This is a genomic window from Nonomuraea sp. NPDC003727 (assembly GCF_053586935.1).
The window spans coordinates 60,950-73,982 of sequence record NZ_JBSFNE010000033.1 but is presented as its reverse complement, the minus strand read 5'-3'; the positions used below and the strand labels follow the sequence as shown (position 1 = coordinate 73,982).

Below are 13,033 nucleotides of genomic sequence, written 5' to 3'. Positions count from 1 at the left end.
CATCCCCGAACCCGGTATCCCCGAATCCTTCAAGGTCCTCATCAAGGAAATGCAGTCACTGTGCCTGAACGTCGAGGTGCTGTCCAGCGACGGCACCTCGATCGAGATGCGCGACACCGACGAGGACGTCTTCAGGGCGGCCGAGGAGCTCGGCATCGACCTGTCCCGGCGCGAGCCGAGCAGCGTGGAAGAAGTCTGAGCGGGTCACGGCCGCAGGGCCCGGCCACGCCGGCCGCGCGTGACCGGCAGGCACCCCGGGTGTGCTGGGCCTGGTCACGCGGGGGCGCTCACTCGGAGCGGGAGCGCTCCTCGTCGGCGGGGCCGAGGGCGGCGTGGCCGTGTCCCTCACCGGTGTCCAGCGGGATCTTCTCCCCTCCGTACGCCCGGGACATGCGCGCCCGCAGCCTGCCGAGCGGGCCGCGCAGCCCCTTCGGCGGGATGCCCTCGGTCTCGGCGGCGCTGATCTCCCGGACGGGCTCCTTGCCCCGCACGTGGGCCTCGATGTCCTCCGACGGGGGCGTGTGGATCTCGACGTACTCGCCGTGCGGCATCCGCTTGATCACACCCGCCTCCACGCCGTGCCCGATGACGGCGGCGTCGGATCGCTGCAGGCCCAGGCAGATCCGGTAGGTGACGATGTAGGCGACCACCGGGCCGGCCAGCACCAGCACCCGGCCGATGTAGGTCGTCCAGTTCAGGCTGATGTGGAAGTTGGCCGAGATCTCGTCGTTGGCGCCGAGCAGCCACAGCACCCCGTAGAAGGTGATGGCCGCCATGCCGATCGAGGTGCGGTGCGGGTTGTTGCGGGGCCGGTCGGTGATGTGGTGCTCGCGCCGGTCGCCGGTGACCCACTGCTCGGCGAACGGGTACAGGGCGAGCCCGGTCATGATGATGCCCATCGGCAGCAGCGCCGGGATGATCACGCTCAAGGGCAACGTGCCGGCCTGGGCGGTCCCGAACAGGTTGATCTCCCAGGCAGGCATCAGCCGCAGCGCGCCCTCCAGGAAGCCCATGTAGAAGTCGGGCTGCGACCCGGCCGAGATGTCGGCCGGGGTGTACGGGCCGAACGCCCAGATCGGGTTGATCTGTGCGAAGGTCGCCAGTCCGGCGATCACCGCGAAGGTGAACATGAAGAACGAACCGGCCTTGAGCATGAACGCCGGCAGGAACGGCGCGCCGACCACGTTGTGGTTGGTGCGTGCCTTGCCCGGCATCTGCGTGTGCTTCTGCACCCACATGAGCACCATGTGGGCCGAGATGAGGGCCAGCAGGATGCCCGGGATCAGCAGGATGTGCAGCGAGTAGAACCGCGCGATGACCGAGTCACCCGGATACTCCCCACCGAACAGGAAGAAGGTGATGTAGGTGCCGATGAGCGGCAGCGAGATCATCACGCCCTCGGTGATCCGCAGGCCCGCGCCGGACAGCAGGTCGTCGGGCAGCGAGTATCCGGTCAGCCCCTCGAGCAGCGCGAGCGTCAGCAGCATGACGCCGATCAGCCAGTTCAGCTCGCGCGGCTTGCGGTACGCGCCCGTGAAGAACACGCGGAGCATGTGCACCATCATGCCGGCCACGAACAGCAGGGCCGCCCAGTGGTGGATCTGCCGCATGAGCAGACCGCCGCGCACCTCGAAGCTGATCTTCAGCGTCGAGGCGTAGGCCTCCGACATCATCACGCCCTTGAGCGGCTCGTAAGGGCCGTCGTAGGCGACCTCGCTCATGCTCGGCACGAAGAAGAACGTCAGGAACGTGCCGCTCAGCAGCAGGATGATGAACGAGTAGAGGGCGATCTCACCGAGCAGGAACGACCAGTGGTCCGGAAAGACCTTGCGCAGGTTACGCCGCAGGAAGTTGCCCGCGCCCGTCCGGTCGTCGAGGAAGCGGGCCGGACCGCCGGCGGCCTTCGGTACCCGCGTCAGCTCACCCATCGTCCTGTGCCTTCCTGCATCGCGAGACGGCGCGGTGGTATCGCCAGGCCACCCAGAAGCCCACGCCCACGCCGATGCCGGCGGCCAGCGCGTTGATGGTCCAGTGCACGACGTCGGAGCCGTAGCCGTACCCGTTGCCGAGCACGAGCACGGCGATGACGATCGCGGCCAGGACGCAGGCCGCCGCCCCCGACGCCACGCCGACCGCGACGGTGCGCACCAGCCGGGAGACGCGCGACCGCGGCCGCGGCGGGGGGAGCGGCGTGGCCAGGCGGCTGACGATCTCCTCAGGCGCCTCACCCACACGGCCGAGGCAGCGCTGCGAGATCAGACCCGATCGGTCCTCGCCGACGCAGATCCATTGGTCGCCCGACACGTAGACGATCGAGCGCGCGGAGTCGGGAAGGCCCAGCCGGACGAACTCCTCCCCCTCGGGAAAGTGTCTGATCCGGTACGGCACGGCAGGCAGCTGGGCGTCCAGCGCGTCGAGGAGTTCGGTCAGCTGGTGCATCCGGGTCATCGCCCCCTCACCCTCTTTCTCCCATCTTCGCGCGACAACCTTCTGCGGATGCACTGCCAGCCGTCAAAGATGCACCGGCTTCGCGCCCCCGGGGAGCATGCCCTTGCACTCGGCGCCCTGCCCGTCACCCACAGTCACCCTGAGCCTGGGGGTCCGCACTCCACGGGGTGTCCCGAAGAGCCTCGGCGCGCTCTCAAGGGACGTCAGCCCACGTCCTGCGCCGGTTCCCGTCAGGCGTCAGCCCGAGCTCTCCGCCGGATCCCCTGAAGGCGGCGGCCCGCGCCTCCAGCCGGGATCACCGGCCCCTCGCCCGGGCTGTCCCGACAACGCGGAAGCCCGCACCCCAGGTCACCTGGGGTGCGGGCTTACGGTCGAGACGAGACGTCTACAGCCCGCACAGCTCCGCGAGGCTCTTGGCCGAGCCGTTGTTGGCCGCCTGCCCGTTCCGCGTCGGCGTCTGCGAGGGCGTCGCGGTCTTGGAGGCCTGCGGCGTCGCCGCCACGGTGCCGGACGGGGACGTCGTCGCCCCGGGAGAGGCCGTCACCTGCGCCGCCAGCGCGCGCCTGCTCGGCTTCACCGAGTCGTTCAGCGCCTTGACGGTGGCCCTGCGGATCTTCGGCCAGTCCGGCGACCCGGTGTAGAAGTGCGGCGGCACGAACTGCAGGCTGGTGATCCGCGCGTCCTTGACCTTGAGAGCCAGGTTGGCCAGCGGCTCCAGCAACTCCTGCGGGATGTTCGTCTGCGCCATCCGCTTGGCCGCGTCCGCGATCTTGGTGAAGTTCGTGAGGATCTTGTCGGGCGTCGCCTGCTGGGCGAACGCGCCGATGACGCACCGCTGCCTGCCCATGCGGCTGAAGTCGTCGTCGACGACGCGGGAGCGCCCGTACCACAGCGCCTCCTCGCCGGACAGCCGCTGGTAGCCGGCCTTGATCGTGCCCGCGGTGCCGTAGTGGCCGCCCCACGGGATGTCCTTCTCCACGCGCAGCTTGATGCCGCCGATCGCGTCGACGAGGTCGACGAAGCCGTACATGTTGATCAGCGCGTAGTAGTCGAGCCGCAGCCCGAGCGTGTGGCCGATGGCGTCCATCAGCGCGCGGGGGCCCTTGTTCTTGCCGTGCATGATCTCGGGGTGGTCGTTGGCGAACTGCCAGACCTCGTTCAGCAGGCCGCCGTTGGGCAACTCGGCCATGAAGCCGTTCGGGAAGTGCTTGGCCAGCGGCGAGGACGGCGGGAACCGTACGTGCTGGAGGTTCCTGGGCAGGCTGAACAGCACGGTGTTGCCGGTCTTGATGTTGACGCTGGCCACGGTCATGCTGTCGGTCCGCACGCCCTGGCGGTTGCCGGCGCCGTCACCGCCGATGAGCAGGAAGTTGACCCGGTCCTTGCCGTTCCACGGGTCCTCCTCCTTGATCGGCTGCACCTCCGGGTCGGAGACCGAGGGGAAGATGCCCTGGACGGCGTCCCGGGTGGCCAGGACGGCGTTGGCGGTCAGCGCGAACGGCGACATCACCACCACGCACAGCAGTCCGACCACGATCCCGGAGACGATCTGGCCCCGGCCGTTCAGACGGTCGGGGCCGAGGGCGATGTAGGAGACGAGCACGAGCGCGAACCACGCCAGCGCGCCGATCACGGCGGCCACCGACACGGTGATCATCGTGCTCTCCCTGACGGCCGCGCCGAGGTTGCCCACGAAGGACAGGCCGTAAACGATCGCGGCGATCAGCAGCGCGCCGAACGCGCCCAGCAACACGAATCCGGTACGGCGCCGCCCGGCCCGCAGGTGTGCGGCACCGGGTACGAGGGCCGACAGCGCGGTCCAGCCGATGATCGAGCCGACGCCCATCTTCCTGGCGAACGCGGGCGCCTGGGCCTTGGGCGTTCTCGGCGCCTTGGCGTTCTTCGGGGCGCCGGGCGCCTTGAGGCTCGGTCGCGTGTTCTGCTCCCTGACCGCCGGGCCGGAGCCGGTGTCGCGCTGCGCGCCGCTGTCGTCCGCGGCGCGGTCCTGCGCCGCGCGGGCGCGGGTGCCACGCTCGCGGGAGGAGCGGTCCTGGCCGGTCTGGTCCGGCGCCGCGGAGTCCTGCGCGGGGCGGTCCTGACCGGCGCCGTTCCGGGCGGATGGCTCCTGGGCGGAGGGCTCGGCGGGCGCGGCGCGCCGAGGCGCACGCCGCTTTCTGCCGCGCTCGGGGAAGTCTCCTCCAGGGCGCTTCGACACACCGGCTCCTTCGCACGTCGTACCAGGCCAAACCCGAAGGTTTGCCCCCCGTTGGTCACGAGATTGCCAGGATTCTAGCCCCCATATTGGGACATCAATGACAGATGACCAATGTGGGATGAACGCTCCATGAAGCTAGGACGTCGTGGAAGCGGGGGCCAGCCACGTGTTGCACTGGTAGGCCTTGTTCTTCAACCAGCCCTGCCGGAACCAGACGTTGTTGTTGGCCGGAGTGCCGTGGTCGCGGGGATACCCGGGATGGTCGCCCACCTTCGAGTAGAACCAGAACAGGATGTCACGCTGGTGGCCGCTGACCGGATAGGTGTCGGCCACCGCCCGCATGAACATACCCCCGAAACAGGTTGCCTGGAGTTCCAGTTTTCTGCTGAGTGCCAGCCGGCCGCTCTGGCTCGACGTCTGGACATGCTTCTGCCAGTGCGAGTCGAGGATGCCGGTGATCTGCTGGATGTGGTGACCGTACTCGTGGGCCATCATGCTGATCGTCGCCCCGTGCCAGGCGACCATCTCGCCGTACCCGATGGAGTTGCCGTTGCCCCTGGCCAGCGCCGAGGTGGAGGCGTAGATGGTGTTGTTGCGCGGGCAGTAGTACGGCACCATGCTGCCGGGCGACGGGTAGTCGCCGCAGGCGCCCCTGCCGCGCTTGGCGGCGATCGCGTAGTTCGGCGGGCTCCAGTCGATGCCCTTCTTGCGCAGGATCGGGGCCCACGCCGCGTCCATGCACTTGCCGGTCTTCAGGATCAGCGCCTTGAGCTGGCTGTGGCTGAACAGGCTCGCGCTGCCCGCCCTGCACGTCGTGCGCGGCAGCCCGCCCGCGAAGTACAGCGTGTTGGCCTGCAGGCTCGTGTTGAGCTTGACCGTGGCGGGCTGCTCGGATGTCGGCTGCTCGGACGTCGGCTGTTCGGACGTCGGCGGCTCGGACGATGGCTGCTCCGAGGAGGAGGGCCGGTCCGACGACGGCTGGTCCGACGGCTGGTCGCTGGGCCGGTCCGACGGCTGGTCAGAGGAGGACGGCTGGTCGCTGGGCCGGTCGGTCGGCTCGGCCGACTCGTCGGTGTCGTCGTCCCGCGGCTCGAACGTCGGCGGCGTGTACGTGGGGATCGCGATCGGCGAGGTCGTGTCGGTGTCCGAGGCGCCCTTGAAGACCGCCGAGCCGATCACGAGCAGCACGAAGATCGCCGCCAGCGAACCGAACACCGCGCCGACGATGGCGCCCGCGTTCGACTTCCTGCGCTGCGGCGGGCGCTGCCACGGGCCGTACGGCCCCTGCGCGGGACCGTGCGGCGGCCGGTGACCGGGCCCCGGATGCGGCGGCGGGCCCTGCCGCGGCCGGCCGTTCCCCGGCGGGTACGGCCCGCCCTGCCCTGACCCGTGCGGATGGGGGCCGCCCTGTCCGGGTCCCTGCGGGTGCCCGCCTCCCTGGGGGTACGGTGCGCCCTGGCCGTTCCCCTGGGGGTAGGGGCCGCCCTGGCCCGGCCCGTGCGGGGGCGGGTACGGCATGCCGGGGTGAGGCGCCTGCGGCCCGCCGGGCGGCGGTCCGGCGGGCCGGTGGCCGTTCGGAGGGCCGGGCGGGGGAACGTACGGCCCCGCGGGCGGCGGCGGCTGCGGCGCGCCGTACGGCGGGGCCGGGCTCTGCGCCCCCGAGCCGTTCGGGTAGGGGGCCTGCGTTCCCGAGCCGTTCGGGTACGGGGTGTGCGTTCCCGGGTCGTGCGGGTGCGAAGGGTGCGCTCCTGGGCCGTGCGGGTACGGGGGCTGTGCTCCTGGGGCGTTCGGATGTGGGGCCTGCATGCCGTGGCCGGGCGGGGGCGGTGCCGGGGGGCCATGGCCGGGCGGGGGCGGGGTCTGTACGCCGGGACCGGGCGGAGGCGGCGGTTGCGCGGGGCCCGAACCGGGCGGCGGAGGCGGCGGCGCGTAGGGGTGCCCCTGCGCGGGTCCCTGAGGCGGGGCCGGGGGAGGCGTGGGTGGCCGGTACCGGCGGGTCGTGGGCTCCTCGTACGCCCCGGGCCCGTTCTGCTGGGGCGGCCACGTGGGGAAGGGCGGCTGCTGGGGCTCGCCGGACCCGGGCTCTCCCTGATGCCCCGGAGGCGGCGGTGGATATTGCCCGTTGCCTGTCACCCTGTCTCCCCCTCGACCTGGCCGTCCGAACCGGACCCGCATACCGGACCTTTGCCGAATTTGGGGCAGAAGCATACTGATTTATCACCCGTCACGGATGTCGCCGTGCTCGATTACAGTCCGAAATCATTCGAGGTGATCTCTGCTATGTCGCCGTCCGAGCGGCCGCAGTTGTCCTAGCTTCAATGTCATGAATCTGCAGCAGCTCCGCTACGTGGTCGCGACTGCGGAGCACCGCACCATGACCGACGCGGCCAGGTCGCTCTACATCGCGCAGCCTGCGCTTTCACGCGCGATCCGAGACCTGGAGCGCGAGCTCGGGATGACCCTCTTCGCCCGCTCGGGGCGCGGGGTGGTCGTCACCGCGCACGGCCGCAGGGTGGTCAAGCTGGCCAAGGAGGCGCTCGACGCGGTGGGGGAGATCGAGGCGCTCTCCAGCCACGGCGGTGCCTCCGACGCCGAACTGCGCATCGCATCGACGACAACCCTCGAGCCCGGCCTGGCCGGGCGGTTGCTTCCCGCCTACGCGGCCGAGCATCCGGGTGTCCGCGTGCACATCATCCGCTGCGACGGCCGTGACGCGGTCGTCAACGCCATCAGGGACCAGCGGGCCGACCTCGGCCTCACCGACCTGCCGGTCCCGACCGACCTGATCACCCATCCCCTCGAACGACAGGAGATCGTGCTCATCTCGCCGCCGGGAACCGACCTGCCGGATCCCGTCCCGATGACCCACCTCGACGGACTACGCCTGGCCTTGCCCGCACGGGGAAGCGTCAGGAGAAGGGAGTTCGACGCGATGTTCGGCAAGTACGCGGTCAATCCGATCATCGTGCTGGAGACCGACGAGAGGAACGGCTGGCTCAACGCCGTCCGTGCGGGCCAGGCCTCGCTGCTGTGGTACCGCGGCATGGCCGAGCAGGCGCTCAGGGCCGGGCTGGTGGTGCGGTCACTCGAGCCCGCCGTCCGCCGCGTGATCGCCGTCGTCCACGCCCGCCGCAGGCTGCCGCTGATCGCCCAGGACTTCCTGGCGACCGCGGAGAAGGGTTCAGCCGCCTAGGAACGTTCCACCTCCACCGATCCGTACGCCCGGGGGCCACGCGCCACCCCCGCGGCCGACGCGGGGCCGGCAGCAGCGCACGCCGCCGCGGCCCGCCTCCTCACCCGTGCACCCTGACGCCAGACCCCGGACACGCCGGACCGCCTGCCGGGACACGCCCCTCCCCGACATCGGACCACGCCGCCCAGGCACCCGGCCACCGCACGCGCAAGCCCGTTCTGAGACAACCCTGAAGCCGGGCCCGCCGCCATCCGACCCCCTGCGCGTCTCGAGCCCGGATCCGCCGGCCCCCTGAACCCCTGCGCCTCGTCGCCCTCGAACCAGCCGCCGATCCGCGCGAGCCCGGGCCGACCTCCCTGAGCCCCCGTGCGTTCCCAGATCGGTCGCGACGGGCTCTTGCGGGTTTCCGGGCCGGGTCAGCCTGAACCCGGGTGCGTTCCCGGTCGGTCACCATGAGCCCCTGCGCGTCGCCGAGTCGGCCACTGAGAATCTCTTCATGTCCCGAGGCGACACCGGACGGGCAGGTGCGGGACGGCGATGTGCCAACCCGCGGGATCTTCCGTAGGCTCGAAGGTGATGAGCATCTTGCGACTGCGCGGCAAGGAGTTCGGTCCCGGAGACCACGCGGTGATGGCCGTGGTCAACAGGACCCCCGACTCCTTCTTCGACAAGGGGAAGACCTACGGCTTCGGCGCCGCGCTCGAAGCGGTCGACGCCGCGGTCGAGGGCGGCGCCGACATCGTCGACATCGGCGGTGTCAAGGCGGGCCCCGGCGACACGGTCGACGCCGAGGAGGAGATCAGGCGCGTCGCGGGCCTGGTCGCCGCCGTACGCGACCGCCATCCCGACCTGATCATCAGCGTCGACACCTGGCGCTCGGAGGTGGGCGACGTGGTGGCCGGCGCGGGGGCCGACCTGCTCAACGACACCTGGGGCGGCGTCGACCCGCTGCTGGCGGAGGTGGCGGCCAAGCACGGCGCCGGGCTGGTGTGCGCCCACGCGGGCAGGGTCGAGCCGCGCACCAGACCACACCGCATCGCCTACGCCGACGTGGTCGCCGACGTCATCGGTTACACGGTCGACCTGGCCGAACGGGCCGTCGCCGCGGGGGTGGCGAGGGAGTCGATCCTCATCGACCCGGCCCACGACTTCGGCAAGAACACCTACCACTCGTTGGAGGTCAGCCGGCGGCTCGACGAGATGGTGGCCACCGGGTGGCCGGTGCTGGTGGCGGTGTCGAACAAGGACTTCGTCGGGGAGACGCTGGGCGGGCTGCCGGTGGACGAACGGCACGCGGGCACGATCGCGACGCTGGCGGTCTCGGCGCTGCAGGGCGCCAGGGTGTTCAGGGTGCACGACGCCGCCTCGGCGCGGGCCGGGCTGGCGGAGGTCGCGCGGCTCGCCCCCACGAATCCCACCCCCTGACCGCCGCCGACAGTCCCGGCGGTCATCGACCGACCGGCCGGAGAGCCGAGCGGGTGCCCTCGCCGGCCGTCCGGGACGGGCCCGGCCCACAGCCGTGAGGCGGCCGGACGACGAGCGGGCAGGCGACCCAGGCCGAGCAACCGTAGACCTAGGTCGGCGATCCAGGGCCGTCAGCCGTCAGCCGTCGGCCCGGCGGGCGGCCGTGGAGCGGCCGGGGCAGATGGTGGGGCGGAGACGCGAGAAGGCGAGTCGGTGCGGAGCTGGGGTGAGAGGAAAGGCGGAGGGGGTGAAACGGGAAGGGCTCCGGCAGATCGGGAACCGGGGGTCTGTACAAGCCCTCAGCGACGCGACCCTGCGGAGAGGTCGCGGGGTGCGGTGGTGCGGCGGCGGTAGTAGTCGACGGCCACCAGAGCGAGCAGAGGGCTCCAGGCTGCCAGGGGCCAGTACGTGACGTTGAAGATCACGGCCCGGCCCGTGATCGCCTCGACTTCGCAGTTCGGTCGATCAGATGAGGGCGGGCAGCCGCACCACCGCGCGCAGGCCCGGCCCGGCGTCCTCCAGGTGGACGGCCCCGCCGTGTGCCCTCAGCGTCTCGCGGACGATCGCCAGGCCCAGGCCCGCGCCGCCCTCGTCCCTGCTGCGCCCGTGGTCGAGCCTGGTGAAGCGGTTGAACACCCGCTCCCTGTCCTCCTCGGGGATGCCGGGGCCGTCGTCGGTGACGGTGAGCACGCCGTCGCGGGTCAGCGCCACCTCGACGGTGGAGGTGGCGTGCCGGACGGCGTTGTCCATCAGGTTGGTCACCACGCGGCTCAGGTCGAGGGCGTCGCCGCGCACCACGACGGGGTCGCAGGCGGTCAGCCTCGCCTCGCCGTACCTCTCCACCACCTGACGGACGACCTCGTCCAGGTTGACGGGTACGTTCCTGGCCAGCCTGCCGCCGCGCTCGTCCAGCCTGGCCAGCGCGAGCAGGTCCTCGGCCAGGCGCGACAGGCGCAGCGTGTCCTCCAGCACGCCTTCGGCCGTCTCGGTCCAGTCCTGCCCGTCGGGGTGACCGAGCGCCACCTCCAGCTGGAGCCTGATGCTGGCCAGCGGGCTGCGCAGCTCGTGCGCGGCGTCGGAGACCAGCGCCCGCTGGCGGGACTCGGCCTCTTCCAGTCTGGCCAGCATGTCGTTGAGGGTGACGGCCAGCGAGTGGACCTCGTCGCGGGCGGCGGGCACCGGCAACCGCCTCGACCTGGCGGTGTGGGTGATGTCCGCCGCGCCTCTGCGCAGCGCGTCGATCGGCCGCAGCGTCCTGCCGATGATCAGCCAGCCGCCGCCCGCCAGGAAGGCCACCAGCAGCGGCGTGCCGAACAGCAGCACCTTGCCCGCCGTGAGCAGGCTCCGCTCGATCTCGCGCACCGGCCGCGCGGCCAGCACCGTCACGCCCCTGTCACCGCTGACGACGACGACCCGCAGTGGCCCGGGGATCCCGTACGGCTCGCCGTTCAGGAACCAGGCCGAGTCGTGGCGCAGCGCCCTGCGCCGGTCGCCGGCGTCGAGCAGGGGAACCAGCCGGTCGGCGCCGTAGGTGCCGTGGGTGACCCTGCCGTCAGCTCCGACGACCTGCACGATCGTGCCGTCCTGGGTGGTGATCGGGTCGGTCAGCGTGCCGCTGTCGGCCTGCGCCCGCACCACCTGCGCGTGCTGCCTGGTGGTCTCGTCCACGGTGTTCGTCAGCGACCGGCCGAGCACCATCATCAGCACCGAGGCCGACACCGCGAACGCGAGCGCGAGCCCCACGGCCGACAGCGCCGTCAGGCGGAAGCGCAGGCTCTTGCGCCGCCACCACTCAGCCATCGTCAGCCACCGTCGCCGGCCAGCCGGTAACCCGCGCCGCGCACGGTCTGGAGCGCGTTCCTGCCGAACGGGCCGTCGATCTTGCGGCGGAGGTAGCCGACGTACACCTCGACCACGTTCGGGTCGGTGTCGAAGGTGTCCCAGACGTGCTCGAGGATCTCCGCCTTCGACACCACCTCGTCGTGGCGGCGCATCAGGTACTCCAGCAGCGCGAACTCCCGGGGCGTCAGCTCCACCGACTCCTCCCCGCGCTGCACCTTGCGCCTGGCCGGGTCCAGCGACAGGTCGCCCGCCGTCAGCACCGCGGGACGCCGCCCCGCGTCGCGCCGCAGCAGCGCGCGCAGCCTGGCCACCAGCACCACGTAGGAGAACGGCTTGGTGAGGTAGTCGTCGGCGCCCAGATCGAGCCCGTCGGCCATGTCGTACTCGCCGTCCTTGGCCGACAGCATGAGGATGGGCACCCAGTTCTCCTCCGCGCGCAACCGCTTGCACACGTTGTAGCCCGACAGCCGGGGCAGCATGATGTCGAGCACGACCACGTCGTAGTCGCCGTGCCTGGCCAGGTGCAGCCCCTCCTCGCCGTCGTGGGCGAGATCCACGGCGAACCCCTCGGCCTGCAGCCCCCGCTGGAGGGCGGCGGCCATCCGCCGTTCGTCCTCGACGACCAGAACTCTCATAGCGCACATAGTGCACCATCGGTGCTGAGAGGCCTCTCAGCTCGTCTCAGGATCACCACAGCACTCCTCACGCACTGTTGAGACGTAAGCAATACCGTGAAGGAGTGAGATGTCCAGAGGCAAGCTCGTGAGGTGGGGCGTCCCCGTCGCGGCCGTCGCCGTGATCGGTGCCGCCATCGGCGCGGGTCCGGTCATCGCCGCCGTCAGCGGGGACCCCGTCCTGCCGGAACGCTCGGCGCAGCAGCTGCTGGCCGAGGCCGCCGCGGCGGTGCAGAAGGACGGCCTGCCCCCGATGTCGGGGACGGTCGTGGAGACCGCCTCCCTCGGCCTTCCCGCCCTGCCGCAGGGCGCCGCCACCGGTTCCCCGCTCAGCCTGCTGTCGGGTTCCCACGAGGCGAAGGTCTGGTACGGCTCCCGCGACCAGTTCAGGCTGGCCGTACCGGGCCCGATGAGCGAGACCAACGTCATCGTGAACGGCGACCAGACGTGGCTGTGGGAGAGCCAGTCCAACCGGGCCACGCGCGTCAAGCTGGCCCCCGGCACCGCCGACCGGCCCGGCGCGACGCACGTGCCCGACGCCCCCGCGCTGACCCCCCAGCAGGCCGCCGAGCGCCTGCTGGCCCAGGTCGGCGAGCACAGCGTGGTCAGCGTGACCAACACCACCAAGGTGGCCGGACGCCCGGCCTACGAGCTGGTGCTGGCGCCCAAGCAGGACGGCTCGCTGATCCAGGACGTCCGCCTGGCGCTCGACGGCGAGACCTACGTCCCGCTGCGCGTCCAGGTGTACGCCAAGGGGTCGGCGGAGCCGGCCTTCGAGGTCGGGTTCACCCAGGTCACCTTCTCCGCCCCCGCGAAGGAGAACTTCACCTTCACCCCGCCCGCGGGCGCCAAGGTGGAGGAGAAGACGTTCGGCCCGGCCCTCGAGGACCGCAAGCCCGAGCACGACTTCCGCGAAGGCGCGGTCAAGACCGTCGGCGCCGGCTGGACCACGGTCGCGGTCCTGCCGACGCCCACGCCCACGGCAGGGGCCGCCCAGCCGCAGGCCGAACCCGGTGGCGAGCAGGCGCCCTCGCTCGATGCAATCCTGCGCACCGCCACGCCGGTGAGCGGCCCGTGGGGGAGCGGCAAGCTGATCAAGACCAAGCTGGTCAGCGTGCTGTTCACCGACGACGGCCGGCTGCTGGTCGGCGCGGTCACCCCGGAGGAGCTCACGAAGGCGGCAGGCGCCAGGTGAGC

10 protein-coding genes are annotated in these 13,033 nt (G+C 71.4%); 4 read left to right on the top strand and 6 right to left on the bottom strand.

Translation table 11 applies throughout. The features are described 5' to 3' along the window. A partial coding sequence (locus ACWDLG_RS42900) for a hypothetical protein (RefSeq protein WP_354921558.1) occupies positions 1–199 on the top strand: 199 nt, incomplete at its 5' end. An 88-nt stretch (positions 200–287) separates the two neighbouring features. On the opposite strand, the gene qcrB is transcribed toward ACWDLG_RS42900, so the two are convergent. From qcrB to ACWDLG_RS42880, 4 genes are all read right to left on the bottom strand, one after another. Beyond that, positions 288–1,928, bottom strand: a complete 1,641-nt coding sequence (gene qcrB, locus ACWDLG_RS42895) for a cytochrome bc1 complex cytochrome b subunit (protein WP_449931078.1) — start codon at positions 1,926–1,928, stop codon at positions 288–290. Next, positions 1,921–2,448: a hypothetical protein gene (locus ACWDLG_RS42890; protein WP_449931076.1), complete on the bottom strand. Its 528-nt coding sequence runs from the start codon at positions 2,446–2,448 to the stop codon at positions 1,921–1,923. Before ACWDLG_RS42890 ends, qcrB begins: the two co-directional genes overlap by 8 nt. 385 nt (positions 2,449–2,833) lie before the next feature. Next, entirely contained in the window at positions 2,834–4,663 is a 1,830-nt protein-coding gene (locus ACWDLG_RS42885; protein WP_449931074.1) for an LCP family glycopolymer transferase, read from the bottom strand. A 135-nt stretch (positions 4,664–4,798) separates the two neighbouring features. Then, entirely contained in the window at positions 4,799–6,181 is a 1,383-nt protein-coding gene (locus tag ACWDLG_RS42880) for a neutral zinc metallopeptidase (protein WP_449931072.1), read from the bottom strand. A gap of 805 nt (positions 6,182–6,986) precedes the next feature. On the opposite strand from ACWDLG_RS42880, the gene ACWDLG_RS42875 reads away from it, so the two are divergent. Both ACWDLG_RS42875 and folP read left to right on the top strand, forming a co-directional pair. Further along, the gene (locus tag ACWDLG_RS42875; protein WP_354921543.1) at positions 6,987–7,856 is read left to right on the top strand and encodes a LysR family transcriptional regulator; all 870 of its coding nucleotides are present in this window, start codon (positions 6,987–6,989) and stop codon (positions 7,854–7,856) included. Between the two features lie 576 nt (positions 7,857–8,432). Next, positions 8,433–9,281 carry a dihydropteroate synthase gene (gene folP, locus ACWDLG_RS42870; RefSeq protein ID WP_354921540.1) on the top strand — a complete coding sequence of 283 codons (849 nt, stop codon included), beginning with the start codon at positions 8,433–8,435 and terminating at the stop codon, positions 9,279–9,281. A gap of 504 nt (positions 9,282–9,785) precedes the next feature. Here folP and ACWDLG_RS42865 read toward each other — a convergent pair. Next, positions 9,786–11,120, bottom strand: coding sequence for a sensor histidine kinase (locus ACWDLG_RS42865; protein WP_449931069.1), 1,335 nt, complete (start codon positions 11,118–11,120; stop codon positions 9,786–9,788). Positions 11,121–11,122: 2 nt separating this feature from the next. Continuing rightward, on the bottom strand, positions 11,123–11,797 hold the full coding sequence (locus ACWDLG_RS42860) for a response regulator transcription factor (protein WP_354921535.1): 675 nt from the start codon (positions 11,795–11,797) through the stop codon (positions 11,123–11,125). Between the two features lie 109 nt (positions 11,798–11,906). On the opposite strand from ACWDLG_RS42860, the gene ACWDLG_RS42855 reads away from it, so the two are divergent. Beyond that, positions 11,907–13,031: a LolA family protein gene (locus ACWDLG_RS42855; RefSeq protein WP_449931067.1), complete on the top strand. Its 1,125-nt coding sequence runs from the start codon at positions 11,907–11,909 to the stop codon at positions 13,029–13,031. Positions 13,032–13,033 lie beyond the last annotated feature (2 nt).

Bases quoted from the DNA above. Each gene is read 5' to 3' on its own strand.
- ACWDLG_RS42865 (WP_449931069.1), bottom strand. From the start codon at position 11,120: ATGGCTGAGTGGTGGCGGCGCAAGAGCCTGCGCTTCCGCCTGACGGCG.
- ACWDLG_RS42860 (WP_354921535.1), bottom strand. From the start codon at position 11,797: ATGAGAGTTCTGGTCGTCGAGGACGAACGGCGGATGGCCGCCGCCCTC.
- ACWDLG_RS42890 (WP_449931076.1), bottom strand. From the start codon at position 2,448: ATGACCCGGATGCACCAGCTGACCGAACTCCTCGACGCGCTGGACGCC.
- qcrB (WP_449931078.1), bottom strand. From the start codon at position 1,928: ATGGGTGAGCTGACGCGGGTACCGAAGGCCGCCGGCGGTCCGGCCCGC.
- ACWDLG_RS42875 (WP_354921543.1), top strand. From the start codon at position 6,987: ATGAATCTGCAGCAGCTCCGCTACGTGGTCGCGACTGCGGAGCACCGC.
- ACWDLG_RS42880 (WP_449931072.1), bottom strand. From the start codon at position 6,181: ATGCCGTACCCGCCCCCGCACGGGCCGGGCCAGGGCGGCCCCTACCCC.
- ACWDLG_RS42855 (WP_449931067.1), top strand. From the start codon at position 11,907: ATGTCCAGAGGCAAGCTCGTGAGGTGGGGCGTCCCCGTCGCGGCCGTC.
- folP (WP_354921540.1), top strand. From the start codon at position 8,433: ATGAGCATCTTGCGACTGCGCGGCAAGGAGTTCGGTCCCGGAGACCAC.